Source organism: Pantoea sp. 1B4 (assembly GCF_016925765.1).
In the GTDB taxonomy this organism is placed as follows: Bacteria; Pseudomonadota; Gammaproteobacteria; order Enterobacterales; family Enterobacteriaceae; genus Pantoea; species Pantoea agglomerans.
The window spans coordinates 167028-190243 of the sequence record NZ_JAEUWZ010000003.1 but is presented as its reverse complement, the minus strand read 5'-3'; the positions used below and the strand labels follow the sequence as shown (position 1 = coordinate 190243).

General features: G+C 52.3%; 13 protein-coding genes and 4 pseudogenes. 5 read left to right on the top strand and 12 right to left on the bottom strand.

All coding sequences use genetic code 11. The features are described 5' to 3' along the window. Positions 1 to 303 precede the first annotated feature (303 nt). Positions 304 to 2086, top strand: a pseudogene (locus tag JNO11_RS20605) (GGDEF and EAL domain-containing protein). 24 nt (positions 2087 to 2110) lie between these two features. Here JNO11_RS20605 and JNO11_RS20600 read toward each other — a convergent pair. Beyond that, positions 2111 to 3694: a sensor domain-containing diguanylate cyclase gene (locus JNO11_RS20600; RefSeq protein WP_325177772.1), complete on the bottom strand. Its 1584-nt coding sequence runs from the start codon at positions 3692 to 3694 to the stop codon at positions 2111 to 2113. A gap of 398 nt (positions 3695 to 4092) precedes the next feature. Then, positions 4093 to 4266 (bottom strand): hypothetical protein, encoded by a 174-nt coding sequence (locus JNO11_RS20595; RefSeq protein WP_010256913.1) that lies wholly within the window; start codon positions 4264 to 4266, stop codon positions 4093 to 4095. A gap of 518 nt (positions 4267 to 4784) precedes the next feature. On the opposite strand from JNO11_RS20595, the gene JNO11_RS20590 reads away from it, so the two are divergent. Next, positions 4785 to 5450 carry an N-acetyltransferase gene (locus JNO11_RS20590; RefSeq protein ID WP_325177771.1) on the top strand — a complete coding sequence of 222 codons (666 nt, stop codon included), beginning with the start codon at positions 4785 to 4787 and terminating at the stop codon, positions 5448 to 5450. Positions 5451 to 5699: 249 nt separating this feature from the next. On the opposite strand, the gene JNO11_RS20585 is transcribed toward JNO11_RS20590, so the two are convergent. Then, the gene (locus tag JNO11_RS20585) at positions 5700 to 5945 is read right to left on the bottom strand and encodes a hypothetical protein (protein WP_010256916.1); all 246 of its coding nucleotides are present in this window, start codon (positions 5943 to 5945) and stop codon (positions 5700 to 5702) included. 382 nt (positions 5946 to 6327) lie between these two features. Here JNO11_RS20585 and JNO11_RS20580 point away from each other — a divergent pair, with 382 nt between their 5' ends. Both JNO11_RS20580 and JNO11_RS20575 read left to right on the top strand, forming a co-directional pair. After that, complete coding sequence (locus JNO11_RS20580; RefSeq protein WP_325177770.1) at positions 6328 to 6873, top strand: chorismate mutase; 546 nt, start codon at positions 6328 to 6330, stop codon at positions 6871 to 6873. Positions 6874 to 6895: 22 nt separating this feature from the next. After that, complete coding sequence (locus tag JNO11_RS20575) at positions 6896 to 8074, top strand: cytochrome P450 (protein ID WP_325177769.1); 1179 nt, start codon at positions 6896 to 6898, stop codon at positions 8072 to 8074. Positions 8075 to 8094: 20 nt separating this feature from the next. Here JNO11_RS20575 and JNO11_RS20570 read toward each other — a convergent pair. The 7 genes and pseudogenes from JNO11_RS20570 to JNO11_RS20540 all read right to left on the bottom strand — a co-directional run bounded on the left by JNO11_RS20570 (position 8095) and on the right by JNO11_RS20540 (position 16989). Further along, a pseudogene (locus JNO11_RS20570) lies at positions 8095 to 9100 on the bottom strand (substrate-binding domain-containing protein). Positions 9101 to 9129: 29 nt separating this feature from the next. Next, positions 9130 to 10539, bottom strand: coding sequence for a sucrose-6-phosphate hydrolase (locus JNO11_RS20565; RefSeq protein WP_325177768.1), 1410 nt, complete (start codon positions 10537 to 10539; stop codon positions 9130 to 9132). Beyond that, positions 10539 to 11909 carry a sucrose-specific PTS transporter subunit IIBC gene (locus tag JNO11_RS20560; protein ID WP_010256928.1) on the bottom strand — a complete coding sequence of 457 codons (1371 nt, stop codon included), beginning with the start codon at positions 11907 to 11909 and terminating at the stop codon, positions 10539 to 10541. The genes JNO11_RS20565 and JNO11_RS20560 overlap by 1 nt, the downstream gene beginning before the upstream one ends. Positions 11910 to 11976: 67 nt before the next feature. Beyond that, complete coding sequence (locus JNO11_RS20555) at positions 11977 to 13512, bottom strand: carbohydrate porin (RefSeq protein ID WP_064689869.1); 1536 nt, start codon at positions 13510 to 13512, stop codon at positions 11977 to 11979. Positions 13513 to 13668: 156 nt separating this feature from the next. Then, positions 13669 to 14596 (bottom strand): annotated as a pseudogene (locus JNO11_RS20550) (aminoimidazole riboside kinase). Between the two features lie 221 nt (positions 14597 to 14817). Further along, positions 14818 to 15790, bottom strand: a pseudogene (locus JNO11_RS20545) (ParB family protein). Next, positions 15787 to 16989 carry an AAA family ATPase gene (locus JNO11_RS20540; protein ID WP_010256940.1) on the bottom strand — a complete coding sequence of 401 codons (1203 nt, stop codon included), beginning with the start codon at positions 16987 to 16989 and terminating at the stop codon, positions 15787 to 15789. The pseudogene JNO11_RS20545 and the gene JNO11_RS20540 overlap by 4 nt, the downstream one beginning before the upstream one ends. 2032 nt (positions 16990 to 19021) lie before the next feature. On the opposite strand from JNO11_RS20540, the gene JNO11_RS20535 reads away from it, so the two are divergent. Next, positions 19022 to 20095, top strand: coding sequence for a RepB family plasmid replication initiator protein (locus JNO11_RS20535; RefSeq protein WP_010256943.1), 1074 nt, complete (start codon positions 19022 to 19024; stop codon positions 20093 to 20095). 1365 nt (positions 20096 to 21460) lie between these two features. Here the strand turns inward: JNO11_RS20535 and JNO11_RS20530 are convergent. Both JNO11_RS20530 and JNO11_RS20525 read right to left on the bottom strand, forming a co-directional pair. Next, entirely contained in the window at positions 21461 to 22648 is a 1188-nt protein-coding gene (locus tag JNO11_RS20530) for a diguanylate phosphodiesterase (protein WP_325177767.1), read from the bottom strand. A gap of 252 nt (positions 22649 to 22900) precedes the next feature. Then, positions 22901 to 23110: a DUF1471 domain-containing protein gene (locus JNO11_RS20525; RefSeq protein ID WP_325177766.1), complete on the bottom strand. Its 210-nt coding sequence runs from the start codon at positions 23108 to 23110 to the stop codon at positions 22901 to 22903. Positions 23111 to 23216: the final 106 nt, after the last annotated feature.

Sequence of the window (23216 nt, the reverse complement as noted above, 5' to 3'; positions counted from 1 at the left end):
AAATAAATTATGTCATCTACTTTAGTGCGTTATTATATAGTGCACTATGTTTATACTCTGTATACTGGCAGGATATTTAAGAAATTAAAAGTTTTTAACGACAAAATAATAGAATCGTGATTACTAAAATATTTCGTTAAAGAAAAGTGATTTGCTATTCTGACCAGCAATGCCGTGCAGTGGGATAAAAAATAAATGGTCATGACTCTTTCTTTTTTGCAGAATTTGCCTGTAGTCATGACATCATACCCTTCAATTTTTCTGTTTAATTTCGCTCCGTAACCAGCCGGTGCGGAGGAATCCATGCTTATGAGTCTCAGCGGCGGCGACGATTGCCGCACGCGAACCCTGCACGCGCTGCGCAGTAACGACGAAAGTCGTGACGATGTGTTGCGACAGTTCGTCCGGCTGGCCAGCCAGGCACTCGGTATACCCGGCAGCTTTATCTCCGTACTGGATGATGAGATGCAGCATGTTAAGGCTGCGCAAAATTTCACACTCACTCAATCCTCCCGGCAGGACTCGCTCTGCCGGCATGCAGTGGACAGTGACAGCACCGTGGTAGTACCCGATACGTTGCTGGATACCCGCTTTGCTGAGCATCCGCTGATTGTTGGCGCGCCTTTTATCCGCTTTTATGCCGGCGTACCGCTTAAAAGCAGCACAGGTCTGATACTGGGTACGCTGTGCGTGACTGACACCGCGCCTCATCCCTTTAATGCGGATCAGGTCGCCATGCTAAAGATGCTGGCGGCACTGGTGATGTCATTTCTTGAGGCCTGGTACTCGGCTGGCTTTGCCGACCCGGTAACCGGTCTGCCCAACCGCCAGCGTCTGATTCGCGACCTGCAGTTTCTTGCCGCCTCCGGTGACACCACGCCACGGCGGCTGGTGCTGATTGACTGTATCGATATGCCGCGCGCCTACGAGCTTGCGCGCTCAATGGGCATGGGGCCGGTTGAAAGCCTGTTGAAAGATGTGGCGACACTGCTGCCGCTGCGCCTGAGGCCTGCGCCAGGAGAGATGCTCTACACCGTAGCCACCGGGCGCTTTGCCCTGCTGACACGTCAGGAGAGCAGACTCACTGCTAACTGGGTGGCAAACAAGCTGGCCGGGATCAGCGCGGATCTCGGCGATGGGCTGTCGGTTGCACTGATGACCCACACCGGTGAGGCGAGTTTCAATACCGGGGAGATGCCTGCCCAGGAGATCCTGCGGCGTGCGGTCAGCGCGCTGCACGAGGCCATCACACGCGACGTCGCCTCGATGCCTTTCAGCGAGGCCACTGATACGCGCCATACGCAGGACTTTACCCTGATGCATGACCTGGCCATCGCGATACGCCAGGATAAGGGATTATGGCTGGCGTATCAGCCTAAAATCTGTCTGCACAGCGGCAAGCCGATTGGCCTGGAGGCCCTGATCCGCTGGCAGCATCCGCAGCGCGGCGAACTGTCTCCTGCACAGTTTTTACCCTTTGCCGTGCAAACCGAGCTGCTCAGCGAACTGACCACCTGGGTGACAGAGCACGCCATCGCCCGGCTCTCCCGGCTGCGCAACAGCTATATTCAGTTGCCCATCACCATTAACGTCAGCAGCAGCGATTTTTCACGTGACGGTTTTGCCGACGAGCTGGAAGAGCAGATGATCAGAGCGAAGCTCCCGGTTTCGCTGCTGGGCATTGAGTGTCTGGAGACGGAACGGATTCTGGAGAGCGCGACCGCAATGCGGGGGGCTTGAGATGCTGAAACTTCGTGGATTCGGTATTTCACTGGATGACTTTGGTACCGGCTACAGCAACATCAGTTATCTGCGGCGCATTCCGCTGGATGTGATCAAGCTGGACCGTTCACTGATCAGCGAAATTTCATCTGACACCGCATCGCGCGTCATCGCCCGCAGTATTATTGCGATGCTTAAAGATCTCGATTATATGGTGCTGGCTGAGGGCGTGGAGAATGCGGAAACCGTTACGGCGCTGACTGAGTTCGGCTGCGACCAGGCGCAGGGCTTTTTCTACTCCAGGCCGCTGCCGGAAGCGGCACTGGATGAGTGGCTCGGCTGGCGATTACGCAGTAAGTGCTGAGCCTGTCCCACCCACCCCGGAATCTTACCCGGCCGACCCAGACACGCTGGACCCCTCAGCTCCGGCAATGATGACGTTATTACGTCCGGCGGCTTTTGCTTCGTAAAGCGCTTCATCGGCACGCCGCAGCAGAGAGTCGCGATCGCTATCCTGATCGCTCCGCGAAGCCACCCCGGCTGAGATGGTCATCGTTCCGGCAAACGGAAAGGTGGTGGCGCTGACGGTCTCACGGATGCGTTCCGCGGTGCGGACGGCATCAGCCAGCGTGGTATGCGGCAGCAGCAGAATAAACTCCTCGCCGCCAAACCGGCTGACGATATCGCCGGTACGACAAGCCTGACGCAGCAACGCTGCCAGGCTCACCAGAACCGCATCGCCCGCGTCATGCCCGTACCAGTCGTTTATCTTCTTAAAATGGTCAATATCAATGGCGATGGCACACTGTTCATGCTCACTGTCTGACTGCGCCGCCAGCGCCGAAAATCCGCGTCGGTTGCAGAGCCCGGTCAGCGGATCGGTCATCGCTTCATCGTTTAGCGCGGCAAGATGACCCGCAACGGCGTGCCGATGAGCCTGCACGGCTTCTTTGAGTCGATCAGCCTCGTAATACCAGGTTTTAACCGTGGCGAGAGATTCCGCCTGGGCTTCGCTGCCGCCATCGCGCACTCTGTCCGCCAGCTTTTCCAGTGGAGAGGCGATTCGACCGGCCATAAAGGCAATAATGGCCGCTGTTACGGCAATAATGCCCAGAACGAACCAGACGGCGCTTTCTGCCGTGCGCATCAGAATATGCCTGACCGTTTCAGAGGTGCCGGTAATAAAAACGTTCCAGCCGGTTTTATGCAGTGTGCCATAGCCGGTCAGATAGTGCTGCCCCTCACTCTCCAGCGTGAAATGCCCGCTTTCCGTCGTGGCGAGCCGTTTCTGCAGTGCCAGACTCAGCAGCATCTTTGTTCCGACGCGCGCCGCGTCATGACTGAAAATAATCAGCCCTTCATTGCTGACCACGCTGACCGTTGAACCATTGGAATAGAAATGCTGGCTCAGGATTTCGCTCAGCATGCTCTGTTTCTTGAGATAAATAGTCCCGCCAATGTAGCCCAGATAGCGGCCATCTTCGCTGAACAGAGGTTGTGATAAAAACACCACATAGTTACCGGCCGCGGAGGTAAAAGGAGCAGAGATAAAAGGCTTTTGGGTCGCTATGGCCTGCAGGCTGGCAAGTGAGTGCAGCTTCACGCCAATAAGATTCAGACTATCGGGTGAGGTTGCTGCAATAATGGCATCATGATTTACCACCACCACCGAGTTGAAAAAACCCGACTGCATTCGCAGGCGATCGCTCTCTCCTTCCAGTCGTTTAATATCACTAAGCCCCTTGATCTGCGACGCACTCCAGGCCAGTTCACGTTGTGCTGTCGCCAGGTAACGATCGGTGGTATCAGCCAGCTTGCGGGCATAGGCAATGTTCCCTTCAAGCAGACTGTCTTCGATGTTGGCCTTCTGAAACAGCAGCAGCGCACTCAGCAGCAGACCGGAGGTCAGAATGACGCCCCCGATGGAAAGCAAAGTCAGCAGCGAGCGAAGGCGCATTTTTTCATGGGGCATTGCAGTCGGGATCCGGATTAAGTGTCATCTGAGTGTAACAGTAGACGTTTCACGTCAAGGGCCGAACAGAAGATGATTTACACAGGATCACGGCGCATTGCCGGGCGCAGCACACAACCGTCCAGCCCTGCATAAAGGATTGTTTAGCGTTTCGATAGCCCTGATAAGCAACAGCAGAAAATGATTAAGCGGTAATAATGATACTGAGCAGGCCGGTATCTGTGCAGATGACGCACTATTATTACCGCTGACCGTGATAACAACGCCATATGGTCGCTGAAAATAACGGGGCAGGCTCTGCCCCGTTTATCATTACGTTAAAAATATGCGTAGAACAGTTAAATAAAACCTGCATCAATAATAAGTAATTGTGCATCAGCCTTATCTTTTAAGCGAATTTAACGCCAGAACGATTTAATATAAGAGCGGCTGCTGAGCCTTTTAATAAAATGATGCGGACAGGTATAGCGGCGCCCTTCCCACTCCAGATTAAACCACTGAAATTCATCATTTTTAATTTTTTCCAGCAGGGTCATTGCCTGCATCGGCGTCTGAAAAGCATAAGCTTTCATCACGCCCTCCTGGGTGCATAAATCAATATGAACCATGTAACCCCCGGGTGTTAAAAAGATCGGACATTTTATAATTATTGAAAAGCCTCTTTATCATAATCCATTTATCGGCTGCCGATTATCTGATTCCGTATTATTTACGTAAAAATTTCGCATCTATTTCCCATTTAAATTTTTGGGCAACCCTGCCTTATTTCATCAATTAATTTGACCATGTATACGAAATCCAGCCAGACCCGAATAGATCGTAACCCATGTTTAATGCAGCTCAGAGGGTGGCGACGATAAGCGATCGCAGAAGATGACGTATACCTGCTCACATTGTCAGCATTGCACCGTCTGGCAGGTCCAGAGCCGTCATGCAGAGGGGATGTAATGGTGCTGACTGAGAGGTTGAGATGGTCATAAACAGAGCACATCGTTTACACTCTCATCAGCCTCATCTGCAATCCGGCAAAGGTACAGATGTATCGCGGAGCGAGGCAGGAGATCACTGACGGCGGGCAATAAGGAATCTTATGCTGGATTATATGGTGTCGCTCTACCGTACTGTTCCTGTCTCATCTGAACGTCTCAGCGACTGGCTTGCCAGCTGGCTGGCGCAGCAGCAGACACGATGCCACGATCACCATTTTTCTGCCGCCTTTCCATGGCGTGAAACCGGTCTGCCCCAGCACGCCTTTTTGCAGCGAGAACTGACGATAAACGGCCAGCGTTATCTCACCGGGCCGCGCTATCTGGGTGGCGATCCTGCACAGCCCTTTATTGAGGTTGTTGCGCGTGACGGCATCATCGATTACAGGGTCGCTAGCGCCATTATGCAGGCATGGCAGCCGCTGAAACCTCTGAAGCTGCGCATCCTGTTGCCTGCGACTTATCCTGACATCGGTATAACCGATCAACTGCTTTTCCTCAGCGACCTGGCTTCACTCTCTGTTCCTGTCGACGAAGATATTTCACTGGTGACAGCCCGCCGGAAGGATTATCCCGCCTGTATCACGGCGATTAACCGCGCCTATCGTGCCAGCTGGCACACGCTGCCGCATCTGCGCGATCAGCTACTGGCAACCAGCAGGCAGGAATTACGGGAGGATATCGCCGCGGGACATGTGTTTCTGATTATCTGGCAGGGCATAGTGGCAGGGCTGATGATTTGTGTCCCCCCGGCGACTGACCTTTATTGAGGGGTTTCAGATTATGGATGAGGTGATTATGCCCGCTTATCAGGGCCGTGGACTCGCCACGCGCGCTCAGCAGCGTTTGCTGCAGCAGCTTCATCATCATTATGGTGAGAAGGCACTGCTGACCGGTACCATTCTGCCCGGTAATACCCCTTCACTGCGCAGCGCGCAAAATGCCGGGCGACGCTGCGTGCTGAAATATCAGTTTTTTTACCCCTGCCGATTTACGTGCGGGCCGACGGGCAATTTAAATCACCATAAAGCCAGCTCAATCAACTTATCCTGCACACTGTAAACGCGCTGCTTAAGGCTCAGGCTCTCGTCTGCGCTGATCCATTTTGCAGCAAACGCACCATTAATTTTTTCCAGTGCGATTTTGGTGCTGCTTTTCAGACCTTCGTGCCAGTTCGCGTCTGAACGTTTTGCCGCCTGTTTTTCCAGGCTCTCAACTAACGCCGCGACACTTTTACCACCGGTAGTAGCTTCGGATACAGACATACCTACCTCGTTTTGCTGCTAAAAAAACGGCCACACTCGCGGAACATATTATACCTGAACCCTGATCGGCATGGCGCTTTCCTGTGCGCACTACCCGGCATGCCTCGTAAAATCATTCTGGCATCACAGAGATGACGTAAATGGCGCAACGCCACCTGCATCAGGAGGAATCCATTCAGACGTCATATCCAATCAACCCGCCAGCATTGCAAATTAATGTGAAGTTTTAATGACCATAAAGATAAAAAATAACTTTAAAATTAATGACCTGTTCTCATTTTACTGACCCGCCTTGTGATTCACATTTTGAAAACAAAATAATCACATTTAGTTATTTTTTCATGCCTAAATTAGTGCCAGTTTTCATTTATGGGGCAGGCAAATGACTCACTTTATGGCAATTTTTTTCTCTTCAATGTTTATGTGCAGTAACGTTTTCGCAGGTACAGTCTCATCCGTCTCTCTTGGGGCGCTTTCTACCTCGCTCAACGAACGGATGCAGGTGATGAAAGCGGTGGCGGGTTATAAAGCACTGCATCATTTACCTATTGAGGATCTGCCTCGGGAGCAGGTGGTGCTGGATCATATGCTGCAAAACGCACAACAGGCCGGGCTTGACCCCCACTCCGTGGAGCCGTTTGTTCACGCTTTGATGAACGCCAGCAAGGCGATCCAGTATCGCTATCGGGCTGACTGGCTCTCATCACCAGACAGCGCTGTTCCTGTCAGGGATCTGACCGAGACCAGACAGCAGATACAACAGCTGGATACCCAGCTCCTGACGGCGATCAGCCAGCGCCTGATGACTGGCGCCTTCTCGCAGGAGGACAAAGAATTTCTGATGTCACACCTCACGGCACCTCACCTCAGTGAAAGTGATAAAAACAGCCTGTTCGCTTCCCTCTCCCGCATTCAGCGCCAGCACTAATCCTCTATCAGCGGAGAACGCTATGCAGCTTCATGAACTCATGGACCCCGACTACTCTGACAATCCCTTTCCCCTTTATCGAAAACTGCATCAGCAGGGACCGCTTATCCCTGCCGGAGATAAGATCATCATCAGCGGCAGCCACGCGGTGGTGGACGCCCTGCTGAACGACCGGCGGGTCGGTAAAAATTATATGGAAAGTGTCAGAGTAAGATTTGGTAATGATGCAGCCGGACTGCCGCTGTTTCAGGGTATCAGCAGAATGTTTCTGGTGCTGAACCCACCCGATCATAACCGGTTAAGAGGACTGGTTATGAAGGCGTTCAGCGCCCGGGAGATTAAATCTCTTCGGGAGATGGCGCTGACGATAGCCAATGAACTGGAAGGGCGTCGTGCCTGCGATCTGGCTCAGGCATTCGCTTTTCCGCTACCGGTGCGCATTATCTGCCGGATGCTGGATGTTTCAGAATCTGATGCACCAGAACTGGGTCGCCTTACCTCTGCGCTGGTCAGGGTTTTCGATCCTCAAATCAGTCAGGCGGATTTGCTGAAAGCCGCTGAAGCTTTTGCCGTACTGGAAAGTTACTTCAGTGCCGTGATCGTCTCCCGATGTGACAGCACCGCCAGCGATCTGGTGTCGCTTTTTCTGCGCAGCGGCAGTGACGGCGACCGGCTGGATCACGATGAGATCATCGCCAATGTGATACTGCTGTTTCTTGCCGGTCATGAAACTACGTCAAACATGCTGTGCAACACCATTCTGGCCCTGCATGCTCATCCGCAGGAACTTGCGAGCCTGAAGGAGAATCATGCGCTGATACCCGATGCCATAGAGGAATGTCTGCGCTACGACAGTTCGGTCCAGATGCTTTACCGCACGACTCTGGAAGAGATTGAGGTGGCAGGAGAGCTCATCCCGCCCGGAACCCGCTTCTTCCTTAGCCTTGGTGCAGCTAATCACGACCCGCTGGTATTTACCTCTCCGGAACGGCTGAATATCCGGCGGCATGAGGGGCGCTGTCTGGCATTCGGTGGCGGTATACATCACTGTATGGGCTACCGGCTGGCACTGGCGGAAATGGAGGTGGCGCTGGAAGTATTACTGACGCGATTGCCAGAGATGCGGCCCGTGGCCGCTGGCGTTCGCCGCAACCACAGAGCTAATCTGCGCGGCGTCAGCGCCCTGCCGGTCGAATGGTAAAGCACTGCAACGCCCGGCGGTTAACCGCGCAGCCGCAGCGTGGCGGGCAGGATAAGCTGACTGTCAGCGGGATCCTCACCAGCGATCATCGTGGTCAGCATAGAAAAGCAGGCCTGCGCCAGTGCCGGGACATTCTGCTCAACCGTGTCGATCGGAATGGAGAGTGAATCATAGAGATAGTGATCGTCAAAACTGGCAATGCGGATGTCGCTGGTCAGCAGGTTATGCTCGCTCATGTAGCGCAGTACTCCCTCCAGCAAACCGCAGGCGGCGGTGAACATCGCTTTAGGGGGGGCGTCCCAGCCTGCGACAGAGCGCGGCAAACATCTCATAGCCACTGCCGGGATGGTAGTTACCCTGAATTATCCACTCCGGCCGCAGCGTCACACCCGCCCGCATCAGTCCCTCTTTGAATCCCGTCAGACGATCCTGGGTCGGGGAGAGGTCAGACTGTCCGCCAAGAAAGTAGATCTCCTCCGGACAGGTGCGCGCCAGCTTTTCGACCAGCTCAGCGGTGGGCGTCACAGAGTCGGTGATGACCCAGGGCAGCCTTGTATTGTTCATGTGGCGGTCAAATAGCAGCACCGGCAGCTGTTCGCTGAGGCTGACATAGTCGCTGTCGCTCAGCATACTGGAGGCGACAATCAACCCGTCGACCTGACGCGCCACCAGGTTATTCACCACGGCCATCTCCTGACCGGCATTTTCATCGGTGCAGGAGATCAACAGTTGCAGACCGGCGGCGCGACAGAGATTTTCCAGCGCATGGGAAAAGGCCGCAAAGCCGTGGTTGGTGATCTCCGGCACCACCAGCCCCAGCGTATGACTGCGGGCGTCATGTAGCATACGGGCGTGTATGCTGGGCTGATAATGGTGTTCCCGGGCAAGTGTCAGAACCCGCTCACGCGTCTCCTTCGCCACCCGTAACTCTTCGCCACGGCCGTTGAGCACCAGGCTGGCAGTGGCTTTAGAAACCCCAGCCAGCCCGGCGATGTCACTGATGGTAACGCGTTTGGTTTTTCTCACGGCAAGGCATCGGTTAGTGAAACAAGGGCTTATTCTACCATGCAGCGACGTAACGACCAGTAGCGGGCCTGCAGTTCTGCGCGACCGCGCAGGGTTAGCATCGCCGGATGGTCCGGAAAATAACGGCTGCTCATCACCCCTTCCCCGTCGTTGATGAAGATCTCAACGCTGGAGTGGTCACACAGGATCTGCAACCGGCGTGCAGCCCCTGTCCAGTAACGATAGGTCCATTGACCCGATACCAGGCTGCGACGGGCAAGCCGCAGTTCATTCTGCTGCCACGTCAGGATCAGCGTATCGGCGAAATTGAGTTCTATATCGCCCAGGCTCTCCAGCTCAAGCTCCAGCCGCTGCGCGGCGATCGGCGGCGCGTCATCGGCGCGGCCCTGATAATGCAGTTCCCTCTCCCGCAGCGCCTGCAGTTCTGCAATCGGCTGCTGACAGAGCCGGCCATTGCGGGAGCTCAGTTCACGCAGACAGGTCATCTGATGGATCCAGTGATGCGCCACAGTTGGCTGGGCCATCTCTTCACCGTCTGGCGTTCCCATCCAGCCCACCAGCAGACGCCGGCCGTCAGCGGTCAGCGTGGTTTGTGGTGCATAGAATTCAAAACCGGCATCCATTTCGTTCAGCGGGCCATGCAGGTAGGCAGGCTGCTGATAATCCAGCGAGCCACTGAGCCAGGCGCAGGCGTGACTGTTCAGGTAGCGTTTCTCTTCAGGCACAACACCCTGCGGACAGCAGATCAGATAGGTGCTGTCGCCGAGGGTGAACATGTCCGGGCACTCCCACATGTAGCCAGCGGCGTCCAGCCCGCCCAGTTCGCTGCCCGCAATCTCGCCGAGATTCTGCCATTCGCGCAGATTATCAGAACGCAACAGCAGCACCCTGCCCTGCAGCTGGGTATTCTGCGCGGCCAGCACCATGTACCAGTAATCTTCATGACGCCACACTTTGGGATCGCGAACGTGGCCGGTGTAGCCCTCCGGCACGGCGATAACCGGGCCGAGTTTGTCGAAACCACCGGTGCTGTTCTGCTGCGCCAGACACTGCCACGCGGTGCGTGAACCATCATCAAACTTCACATTGCCGGTGTAGATCAGCGTCAGTACACCGTTATCGTCTACCGCACTGCCCGAGTAACAACCGCCGCGGTCATACTCCTCGTCTGGCATCAGGGCGATGGGCTGATGCTGCCAGTGCAGCAGATCGGCTGAGCGCCAGTGTCCCCAGCATTTTTGCTGATGCGCGCACTCCAGCGCGTTCCACTGATAGAAGAGATGATATTCACCGTCGAAATGGATAAAACCATTGGGATCGTTTAGCAGGCCGGTTACCGGTGCCAGATGCCAGCCAGGATAGTGGCTGTCGCTGAGCGCCTTTGGCATACTCTGCATCACCGCCTGCAGAATGGCGGCAAGACGTGTTGATGAGGCCATTATTCAGAATCCGTTTTGTATTTAAGCAGGTAAGAGATCACAAACGCAGTGGTAAACGCGATTGCGATGCCGATGACATAGTTGAGCAGAGAGCCCGCCTGGACAATCGCCATGCCCGGCAGACCGGTCAGCCCGACCGCAGTCATATAAACATGGACCGACACCACCCAGGCACCACCGAGCGCGCCACCCACCAGACCCGCTATAAAGGGTTTCATAAAGCGCAGGTTAATACCAAAGATAGCCGCCTCGGTAATCCCCAGCAGCGCGGAAAACGCTGAAGGCAGCGAAATCGCTTTGATCTTCGCATCGCGGGTTTTAAACCATACGGCCAGACAGGCACCGCCCTGAGCCACGTTCGCCATCGCCCAGATAGGCAACAGGAAGTTCACGCCGATGGAAGGATTGCCCAGCAGTCCGGCTTCGATAGCGTGAAAGCTGTGATGGACGCCAGTAATCACAATCACCGAATAGAGTCCACCAAACACCAGTCCTGCCAGCCAGCCGGCGTGCGCAATCAGCGTACTGAGAATAAAGGAGATGCCATCACCCAGCATACGACCCGCCGGACCGATAATCAGCAGCGCAATAAAGCCGGAGATAATCACCGTCAGGAACGGGGTCAGGATCAGATCCAGCGCATCCGGGATAACCCGACGCAGCTGCTTTTCCAGCATGCTCATAAACCAGACCGCCAGCAGCACCGGGAACACCGTGCCCTGATAGCCAATCATCGCCACTTCAATGCCGAAGAAGTTCATGGTGTGGAAACCGGCGGCGACGCCCCAGGCGTTGGTCAGCGCCGGATGAGTGAGAATGCCGCCCAGTGTCGCACCAAGAAACGGGTTACCACCAAACTCGCGGGCAGCCGTAAAGCCAATCAGGATCGGCAGGATAATAAAGGCCGCCGAGCTGCACATATCCAGCATGATATAGAGCGCATTTTCCGGATTGACCCAGCCGTAAGTTTTGACCATCCCCAGCAGGCCCATCAGCAGACCTGATGCCACAATCGCCGGAATGATCGGCACAAAGATGTTCGACAACAGGCGGGCGATGCGCTGGAAAGGGTTGAGCTTACGTGCGGCTATATCAGCGGCCTCAGATTTGCTCGATTCACTGATGCCCGCCTCGGCGATAAAGGCAGCGTAGACCTTGTTCACCACGCCGGTGCCGAAGATAACCTGAAGCTGGCCCGCATTGCGGAAGCAGCCTTTAACGCCTTCAATCCGGCCAATCGCGGTGGTATCCGCTTTTTCATCATCGGCCAGCACCAGCCGCAGCCGGGTGGCACAGTGAGCAGCGCTGGCGATGTTCTCTTTACCACCCAGCAGGGGCAGCAATGCCCGCGATATTTTTACATAGTCCATACACACCTCAATCTTGTTATGTTTTTATCCATCCTGATCTCTGGCCCCGGCATCCGGGGCCGCCCGGTCAGAACCAGGTTTCCATCTGTACGCCGAAGTTCCATTCGCCACCGGCATCGAATCCTTTACTGCCGAAAGCGTCGTCACTGGCATAGTTATCCAGCCGGTGATCCCAGTTCATCCAGGTTGCAAAGAGACGAATTTCCGGACGTTTGAGGAAGTCACCGACATCACCGGCTTTCAGGGTTGGCGCAACGGTGAGTTTGGTAAAGCTGCCGCTGACCGCATTACGGTTGTTGTAGCCTTCGGGACGCAGATCCATGTACTGATAAGAGCCTTCATACTGCATCTCAAAGTTCTGGGTGATTTCCTGAATCAGCCGCAGGTTGACTGTCGCCCAGTCATAGCTGTCACCTTTGACGTAACGATCGTCACTACGCTGAGCCAGTAAAGCAGGTGCAATGTGCCAGCCACCGCCCAGCGGGGTAATACCGTAACTCGCCAGACGCCAGGTGTCCGCTTCCGGCAACAGTGCGCCATCAGAACCAATCGACTTCACTTCTGCGCCCAGTCCATGACCATAGAGCAGTGCAGTTTTCGACGTGCCTTCTCTCAGCCCATAAAAGCTGTCGTTATGCAGGCCAAGCAGCGCATGTACGCCGGTTTCTGCCGCATCGCTTTTGACTCTGAGGCCGTCGATGTCACGGCGATCGTCGTTATCCTTGGCCCGCATACCGCTGACCATCAGCTGCACCGGCCCGACAAAGTTATTCAGCGACAGGATGTAGTTCTGCGCAGTGTTTTCATTGTTTTCGATGTCGCCAAAGGTACGACCATAAAGGGAAATGTTACTGCGCGCCTGATCGCTCCATTTCATGTCGTAAATACCGGCACCGGTACCGGCAAGGAACACCACATCGGAGTCGATCCAGTGAATATCAAAGTTATCGCGATCAAAACGCTTACCGGCCCAGACCGTGGCGTTATCGAATGCGCCGCTGAAGGTGGGAAGCTGCCCGAGCTCGACAAACGCCTGACGCAGGTTGAGATCGCTGCTGGCGGCTGTCCAGTCGTTGTAGGTGCGCTGTCCATCGGCCAGCATCGCTTTGAAACGGGTGGTCGCGCCGTTGTCCAGCGTCTGTTTATGTTCGAGGTTGAGCTCAACGTAGGTATCCGGTTCATTACCAAGGCGACCAACGTGACCGCCGGTTTCCCCGGCAGGGGTAACGGTCGGGCCACCCTGAGTTTTGGCGGCCGAGCTGTTCATCAGCAATCCTGAACGGGCATAACCGTGGAACTCGAAGCCACCTTCATCGGCTGATTTCTGTTCCAGTTTCGCGGTGCGCTGCGCGACCTCAGCGGTGGAGTTTTGGGTCTGTTGTTGCACGGCAGCCAGCTGCTGTGCCTGCTTCTCAGCCATCTGTGCCTGTTTCTCCGCGACCTGTGCGCGGGTTTCCGCTGCATTCGCTCGCTGCTCGGCTGCCTGCAGTCGCTGCTCCATGGCCGCAAGGCGTGCTTCAATGCTGCTCATACTGGAGTCGGCCCAGACTGATGTGGAAAGTAATATCGTTGAGAGACTCACTGCTAACGTGCTTTTTTTCATTTTTTTATGTCCCTGAAGAGAGGCTATCATCACCGGATTTTTGCTAAACCGGTTTAGGCGCAAATCATAGCCACGGGTAATTTCCCTGCGCAATGAAAATTGCTAAACCGGTTTAGTGATTGTGAGATAGCTCCCAAAACAGGGACAATAAGATAATCAGCCTGGCAGGTCGTCCAGCTGGTGGAGCCGCGGAAGTGCTGTCATGGCCCCTTTAGCCGTGGTTGCCAGTGCACCGCAGCGTTGTGCACTGGTAAGGCAGATGGCCAGCTGCGATTCATCGGCAGGAAGACCCGACTTAGCCAGCCCCCCAGAGTAATCCGGCCACGAAGGCATCACCTGCGCCCGTGGTGTCGATGCTGGCCACGGGCGAAGTAGCATAGTGGTATAGCTGGCCCTGATAGCAGGCGATCACACCTTCCCTGCCCCGCGTGACCAGCAATAATTTTATGCTGAATCGCACTGCCAGCTGCGGCATGGTGATAGCCGGTTCCTGATCCGGACAGAGAAAATTGAGTTCCTCGTCGGACAGTTTAACCACGTCCGCATGGCTCAGCGCCTCGTTCACCACCGCATGCAGCAGTTCCGGATCGGGCCAGAGGTCATGACGCAGATTTAAATCGAAACTGACATGCCCGCCTGCTGCCCGGATCTGCTCCATGGCAGTCAGGGTCGCCGTGCGTGAAGGTTCAGCTGATAAGGCGATCGAACAGCAGTGCAGCCACTCCCCGTGCCGGAATACGGGCAGGTCTTGCACCTCAAGAAACAGGTCAGCACTCGGCCTCACCATAAAGGTAAAGGAACGTTCGCCATGGTCATCCAATCCGACCACCACGGTTGAAGTGCGGTACTGCGTATCAGCGATCATGTAGCGGGTTTCAACCTTCTCTTCAATGAGCGTTTGCCGCATAAACTCACCAAAGGGATCATCCCCTACCCGCCCGATAAAAGCACTGTTTCCCTGCAGACGGGCAACTCCAACGGCGACATTGGCGGGCGCCCCACCCGGACACTGCATCAGGCGACCCGGCATTTCGGGAAGCAAATCAACCACGGCATCCCCGAGGCACCATACGCGTACTGACATAAAAAAACTCCTCTGATTAAACCTGATAGCTAAACCGTTTTAGCTATAGCGATAAACCGTGCTGAGTTCAAGTATTACCCTGCGGAAATGATGCGTAATTAACAGAAGTCGTTATCAGGCGAAGAGATAAGATGCGGATTGCACTGTCGGGAGGCCGGTGGAGGAAAGAATTAAAAAAACCGGCACAGAGGCCGGTTCTGGTATCAAAAACGTAAAGAGGATTATTTTAATGTGGAGAGTATCTGTCTGATTGACGCGTCGATCTGTTCAGCAATCTCTTTTGGCAGACGGCTGAATTCATACTGCACAGTGCGCTTCTCATCATTAGTTTTACGACGCGCATAGGTATTAGCTGTGGTAAAAGTAGCCAGCTTTTCCGTCACCGTCTTGCTGACGGGTGCAGGTTTTTTTTAACTGACGACGGGCGCTTTTAAAGCCGTTAAGAATCGCGCTCTTCTTCTCATCCGCATTGGCGCTTAGCAGGGAATCATCAGCTTTAAGCGTTTGCTTAATATCGCTGACCAGCGCGGTGACATCAACCGCTTCCGCTTTCGCCTCTTCCCAGACATCGAGCAGTAGCTGGTAATCCTGAAGTGTCAGCTCTGATACGACCGGAAAGAGTTCAATAAATTCAGCGGGTACGGCTGCGGCCTGGAACGCACGTGAGACCTTTGCGTTTGAGATGCCTTCTGCTTTAGCAATCTCTGTTTTGCTCATGCCATTTTCGTTCATCAGCATAAAGCGCAGGCCTAATTCACGCAGGTTATGCTCTTTTGCTGTCTGAATGTCCGCAGCCAGCTGACGCGCATCACTAAGGCTCAGTTCATCAGCGGTGACCAGTACTTCCAGACTGGCACCGGTAAGAATGCATGCGGCGCGGCGGCGCGAACCATCCATGATTTCAATCCGGTCACCGTTGACACGACCAATAGCCGGAAAAAATTGCTGCAGCGTAATAGTACGGGTGATCTCCTGAAGCGATTCCGGCGTCAGCGTGCTCTGGTCACGTCCGTTGATTTTTGGGTCAACGCTGGTTCTGGTTTCAATATCATCATGCAGGATTAGCTGGCGCACAAAGGTGGCCTTCGCGCCCGACTTCAGCGTAAATGTGCGCGACTGGCTGCTGCTGTCGATCATGTTTGCGATAGCAGAATCACCAAACTTGCGCCCGATGCGCTGTATAGGTTTGCTCACAGAGTACTCCTGATATATTCAATGCGGTCAAACACAGCCCTTGAGAACTGCTCGGCTTCATATTTAGCTTTGCGCAGAGCGTCCGCACTGCCCGGATAAGAGGAGGGATTGGCACTGATCACCGTATCAAAGGATTCGCCGCAGCGTTCAAATCCATCCAGTCGCGGCAGGCTGCAGTCGAGCATCGATTTAGTAAACACTTCCCTGGCATAGCTTTGCGAAGTCAGGTGATCGTGTTTAGAGGTCATTTTGGACATAAAGCCGATATTGGCTTTAAGCCGTGGCTCAATGCCTTCGGACTCAATACGCTCCAGCATTTCAGGCAGACGCGTCAGATACTTCATGGTGGAGTGGAAATCGACCTGTGCAGGAGGCGTCGGCGTCAGCAATACATCACTGGCCGCAATTGCATTCAGCATGAATGAATCAAGGTGAGGTCCGGTATCAAGGAAGATAAAATCGTAGTCACCCGCCAGACGATCAATCACGTTGCGGCGTAGTACTTCCGAAGGCGCAACGCCTGGCAGATGCTCAGCAACCAGCTCTTCCCAGTCGCTTGCAACAAAACCATCGTCGATAGAGGCTGGGATCACATCAACGCCGGGCATGACAGTAGGTTTAATGAATTGCTTACGAAGCTGGTCTGCATCCAGATCGTTCAGCATCGCCTGCGCTGCCGTCTCCAGAACTGAACCGACACTGTTGGTATGGCTCAGGAACATCGTGCTTGATGCCTGTGGATCCAGGTCGATAACCAGAATACGCAGGTCATTATGTAACATAGAAGGATGTGCACGCATACCGTGGGCCAGCGTGACTGTGCTCACTGTTTTTGAGACACCACCTTTAAGGCTGACAACGAATACGACAAAGGGGCCATCGTGCCGATCGCGATATTTCGGTACTTTACGATGCTGATAGATGTCGACCACATTCTGTATAGTCAGGGCATATTGTGAGGTGCTGCCGGTCTGTTTTTTCCCAAACTGATAACCTGCTGCTTCCATATCACCAATTGCGGCGACAACAGCATGCTTACTCAGCAATGGCATGTTGGCGACAGCATTCCGGGAGAAGGTCTGGTAAAAACCGGTCTGGTTAAATTCCTGACGCTGCTGCTCAATATGGTTACTCAGTCCATGTAACATGGAATTGGCACGTGTGGCCATTTCCAGCACTCCACCATAATCACGCTTCATAAGCCCCTCTGCGTTAATGTTTTTTGCATACTACACAAAAAGCACATATCTGCCAATTTTTTAGAAAAATGCCAAAAACTTGGATTTTTTCTCCGCGATGGTGAGATGCAAGCAGCATTACTTTTGTGAATCACTGGAAAGTGAATCGCTCTGCTTTTTTGTCTTACAGGCTGGTTGAGACAGATAACTTAAAATGGCGACATTAAACGAATATTTTAAGGACTAATGATTCGGAGCGGTGCATTCCGATTCTGATAAATCATCTGCCAGTCTGCAGGTTGCTCGTTAAATTGTTTTCGTGTTTTTTTAATGGTGTTTTCAGCATGAAAATTCAATAAAAGTTATTATAAATCATTTAATTAAGCGTGAAATGGCCTGGTGAAAAATTTCCAGGATTAATGCACTTTCACTCAACATTTACTGCTGACGTAGAGTTTTACTCAGAAGCTATTACAGTGCTTTTGAACCTGAAGGAGTAGGCATAACGGTAAAGTACGCAAGTAATCGTTACCGCTATCATTGCTAAATTAAGATCACTGCTTCCAAATCTATACCTTTTATGCCTTGTCATTATGTAGCGTTCATAATCTGCGTTGCTGCCTGTCAACATAATGTCAGGCGTTTTTCCGCATAGGGTTTTTATTGCAAGGCTTAATCCAGAAAAGATAGGGATTTAATTCCCTTCATCATTATGTGATGTCACGAATCAAAATCATGGAAGAGTTAAGACTGCCGATTTTAGAGCATGAGTAGGAGTAGAGAACAGGCTTAATGCGGCAAGGCTTAGAGCAATATTAATTGGGGCAAGTCACCATAATGTAGCTATGCCGGACAGTCAGAATTAACGCTCTGCTGTGCTTGATTCAGATCCGGATACTATCTCTTCATCTTCATGTCATTCTTACATTCCTGAAATTACTTCATTCATGCTAAGCCTATTTATTAGTTTAAGTTATTATGCCGAAAGCATTTTTTCTTACTGTCGTTCTTCCTGTTGTTCCTTCACTGGCGCCTTATTAATTTATTCCGGGAACGTTATTTTAAGTGCTTTTTTTAGTATGTCTGACAGATTCTGAGTACTGACAAAACAAAGATATTACGTTAAGTAAAAATCGCATGGTGTTTTCATCATGAAAATGAAAAATAATTCATTATTTATCAAATAGATAGGCGATTAATGTCATGGTGAGTTTTCTGTATTTTCACTGACCGATTTTCTGAGGCCTGATTTAAACTTATAACCTTAAAGATTTAATGGTTATAGGTGTATGCAACATTCCAGTCTTACCTATGCTCAGCGTTAGATCGTTTTAGCAGTAAAAGACCTTCTCAGTCGTGCTTCTGATAAACCGCACATTCAGAACTGAAGGTGAAAATCACTTCTGACTGGGACTCTCAACTAATTCTTTGTTTTGTGTGTTTTATCCCCGTTATCCACAGGCCAGATCCAATTGGTCGATCCTCAATAGATCAAATTGAGATCCTTAACAGATCCCTGCAGCGTCTGAAGCCTTGTGACACAAGGCCTGGAAGGAGGTCAGTAACCACTGTAGCGAGAAGAATAACCACTATAACGAGTATAACAACCACTATAGCGAGAAAAGCAACCGCGCTGGCGAGTACTCAACAACCACTATAGCGAGTAAATGGCCTGAATCGGTGTGCATAACCCTGATTATGCGTAGATGACGGCTTCTTCCAGGGTGCTTGCGATGAAAGAGTGAGATCCAGTAAAGGGGGGAGGGCGGTGGCTCGACTCTTTTTCAGTTAGTTTTCTCAGGTTATCCACTGAATAGATCCAATAACAGATCCATTTAAGATCCTTATTAAGTTCCTTAAAGATCCCAGCACCGCCTCAGGCCACGGTATGACTACGTTAAAGCCGGGTCGCTAACCACTATAACGAGTAAAACAACCACTATATCGAGAGAAATAACCACTATGGTAAGTAGATTAACCGCTGTAGTGAGTGATAGTATCCACTGTATCGAGTAACAGCGGCTCTCGCCTGTTCACATCACGGATCTTCCTAATGCCAAGAAAAGAACCAGATATCCTGAACATAGCTGATGCGTTTAGCGAAACAGATAAACGTACAGGTGAAGTTGTTACTCTTACCCCCAACAGTAACAACACCGTCCAGCCGGTAGCATTGATGCGACTCGGTTTATTTGTTCCGACGTTAAAATCCACAGCGCGCAGTCAGAAAAACCAGATGAACGCCATGGATGTGACCCAGGATCTTAAACAGTTATCCCTGGTCAGGTCAGAAGGCTATGACAACATTAAGATTCTGGGTGCCCGCCTGGATATGGATAATGATTTCAAAACCTGGGTCGGGATCATTCGTGCATTCGCTACGCATGAGTGTCTGGGAGACACGGTAACGCTCTCTTTCGTTGAATTTGCCAAACTATGCGGCATACCCTCAGTGCGTCTCTCCTCGAAGCTCAGGAGCCGTCTGGATGCTTCGCTGACGCGTATTGCCTCTAACACCCTGACTTTTACCAGCAAGGGCGGAGAGAACTACACGACGCACTTGGTGCAGTCTGCGAAATACAGCATCAAGAAGGACACGGTAACGCTGCAGGCCGATCCCAAGATCTTTGAGCTGTATCAGTTCGACAGAAAGGTTCTGCTGCAGCTTAAAGCCATCAATGAGCTGGCACGCAAAGAGTCTGCTCAGGCGCTCTACACCTTCATTGAAAGCCTTCCGCCGAAGCCTGCGCCGATATCTATGGCGCGTCTGCGCGCAAGACTTAACCTGACATCGCGTGTGATTACCCAGAATGCCACCGTCAGAAAGGCCATGGAGCAGTTAAAAGAGATCGGCTATCTCGACTACACCGAAACCCGACGTGGCTCATCAGTCTACTTCTGGGTTCATTACCGTCATCCTAAGCTGCGCCCGGCCGAACTGCCGCTCAGTAAGTCAGGCCTGATCGATGATGAGATGGATGAGTTTGACGATCTTGATATCGATTCCGACGTAATTGACGTCAGCCTGCCTGAACCTGTGATTGAAGAGGATAGCAGTGAGCTGGTTATGGTCTCGCGTGAGGAAAAAGAGCTACTGAACAAAATCAGGAAGCAGAAGAAGCAATGACACGCTTTCTGTAAACATGCTACTCCGCTTTCAACCTTTTATCGGGAACACCGGGCTGAAAGCCAATAACCACTGTAGCAAGTAACGTTACTCACTATAGTGGTTAGCAGCCCTACAGCAACATACGTAACGCCTGTCTGAACAGGTTAATCGCGTTATTAATCACTCCCCATCGACAGGGCCTGAATTGAGCCCGGTGCTGTGTTTACTCTCTATAGTGGTTAGGCTCTCCCGGGAGAGCTGTCTCAAAAAGCCCAATAGTCAGAATGAGCCCCAATATTTACTCGCTATAGTGGTTACCCGCCTGATCACGGCACAGAAAGTGCGCCCGTCATGAAGTATTCACGCTGGCTGTGCAGGAAATTCGGTGTTATTACTCTTCTCGCTATAGTGGTTATCTCCTCCGTTACCGCGCTTTTTCATCTCCCTTTCATCCACCCAGGGTGGGTAAACTACTCGCCACAGTGGTTATCAGGTTTTTTTATCGCTAAAGCGGTCAGTTAATGTTCAGATATTGGCGCTGATGAATGAGATATTCTCGCTACAGTGGTTGTTAATTGGGAGCAGAAATGAGGAGCTTACTCGCTATAGTGGTTGTTATTGTCACTGGCCTATGCTCGATATAGTGGTTACCTTGAATATAGTAAGCACTCACTATCATTTATTGCACTGTCAGTAAAAGACTTCCTGTTAAATTGCCAAATGCCCACACCTATAAATGGTTACTCGCCACAGCCGTTAAACGGTGTGCCGTGCTTCAGGTTTTTGCAGTTATAGAGCTTAGCAGCATTATTAAAAGCACCTTTGCAAGGCCCCACACAAGGCGGATTGTGCAATCAAGGGGCAAAATTCATTGTTGAGAGAGAGATCGGTTTTTTTACTCGCTATAGTGGTTATGACTGAATGAAACCGTACCTGGAGTACCTGAAACAAAGGGTAATGCGCCTTCGCGCTGCAATTTAGAAGGACGGATGACGATTTACTTGCTCTGCTTACTCGCTACAGTGGTTTCCGAACCCTGAATATCGTTACTTTACTCGCTACAGTGGATAGGCGATGAAGTTTGATCCTAAAGAAGGATCCGCCACTGATTTGCTTACTGGAAGAGTTAAACAGGTAACTTTACTCGCTACAGTGGTTATCAAATAGAGTTAAGCCAGAATGAGTACAGAGATTAAGGTATGGCCGGAACCATCAGGAATGCGCTGCCGTTATCCCTGTCACAAGAACGGGTCCGATGGGGGCGCGGGGGGAGGGGAGGCGTTTAGCGGGGCCGCTGCGGCTTTGATGCTGCTCTGCAGGACATTGGTGAAGAAAGCGGCCTCGCGCTGACGTACCGCTTTATCACCGTTGGGACAGAGAGTGTTACATCGCCTCCCGGTATTCCGGCCAGGCAACGGATTGTGCTTCATAGCGCCCTGCGGCTGCGAACAGCGTGCCCTGGAAGTTGATCACACCTGCAGCCTCCAGCCACATCCACTCTTCTGCCTGTACGATCCCTGCCGCGATAACGGTAATTTCCAGTGCTGAACAGCATTTAATAATCGCCTGAACCACCGCCTGCTTTGGTCCACTGCGATGAACGTCGCGGGTGATACCGGCATCAATACGAATGCGGTCGGGCTGAATGTGAGTCAGCAATGACAATCCCGCGGAGCCGTCACCAAAGTTGTCGATCGACAGACTGATTCCGACCGCTTTTAGCGCGCGTACAGCTTCAGAGAACGCTTCCAGCTGCGAGATCACTGCGGTTTCACTTACGCCAACTACAACCTGCTCAGGAACCAGTCCCGCCTGCTTAATAGCGGTCACAATATGATCGACGGCATCGGGTATCACCACCAGCGTCATAGGCAGCAGGCTGACGTACAGTGTCATACCGTCCGGGCAGACCAGGCCAGCATGGGCAAACGTCTTTTTCACGGTTTCCAGATCGTTAACATAAAGCTGATCACCTGAGGTGTCGTCGGCGGGAGCAGACCTCAGGGTGGTCGCTTCAATCGCTGTAACCTGACGAGCGAGGGGATCCACCACCGGGCGGAAGCTGACGCCTTCTGTCTCCGGACGGGAGTCCGGCACATCATTGTGCTCAGAAATAAACTCCCAGTAACCCGGCGGGAGGACCTCGTAGTAGTTCTCTTTCTCACGAGACTCTACAAACGTGCGCAGGAATTGCAGTGCCCGATCATCATAGGTCAGACGGTATTTTGACGTCCCTTTATCCAGCACAGCCTGCAGGAGCGACGAGCGATCGTGTTCACGCAGGTCAAAGAGTGCCATGCCCGCATTACCAAAGCGGCGGTAAGGCGCATAGTCGCGCATCAGCTCCACCACATTGTGGTGCCGTCGATCTGCACAAATTCTCTGATAGACTGCCTTAATGCCCGCTTCCGGACCCTCAAGTAATTGAAAAAAATGGGTACCGTTAAATAATAAGATGCCGGTCACGTCGTGAGCTGCATTTATTTTGCTGGCGTTGTCGACCATCGCGGGCAGAGTTCTGATGGGAAAGTCATCTGAAATATGGCTGCGGTATATTATGGTAGTCAGCATGTGCAGCTCCGTTTTATAAGATTGTTGCGCACACGCTAGCATTGTTCAAAGAATGTTTCATCTCTCCTTATTCACTGTCGCACAGACTGCACCACGGCAGGTGGCAGTAAGCGAAGCGGCAAATTACGGGGCTCGGTTGCAACAATCGTAATGGGATCAGAGACGCTGAACCTGAGCAGACGAACTTATGCTTCCTGCATAATAAAAAAAGGCCGCCGTAATGGCAGCCTCATCGTATTGGAGGGTTAAATGTTATTTGATCAGTTCAGCAGAGACATAAGCTCGATTATCAACGCGTGCGCCGGTAATTTTATAGGATGCACCTGAATCTTTGGCCTGTGCCGCGACTTTCGCTTCAGCAGCATCCAGCGTAGAAGCGGTAGCGGTAACAGTCTGGGCAAAACTACCGAATGAAATCAGAGAAAGTGCAGCAACAGCAACGAAAGTTTTGATGGATTTCATGGTCAATTCCTTAGCGTATTTCAGTCAGGGAGAGGCGTTTTTCCTCGATGGAATGAATGATAGGCGCGATATCGCCAGACTGATATAGCTAACTTTTGCTGATATT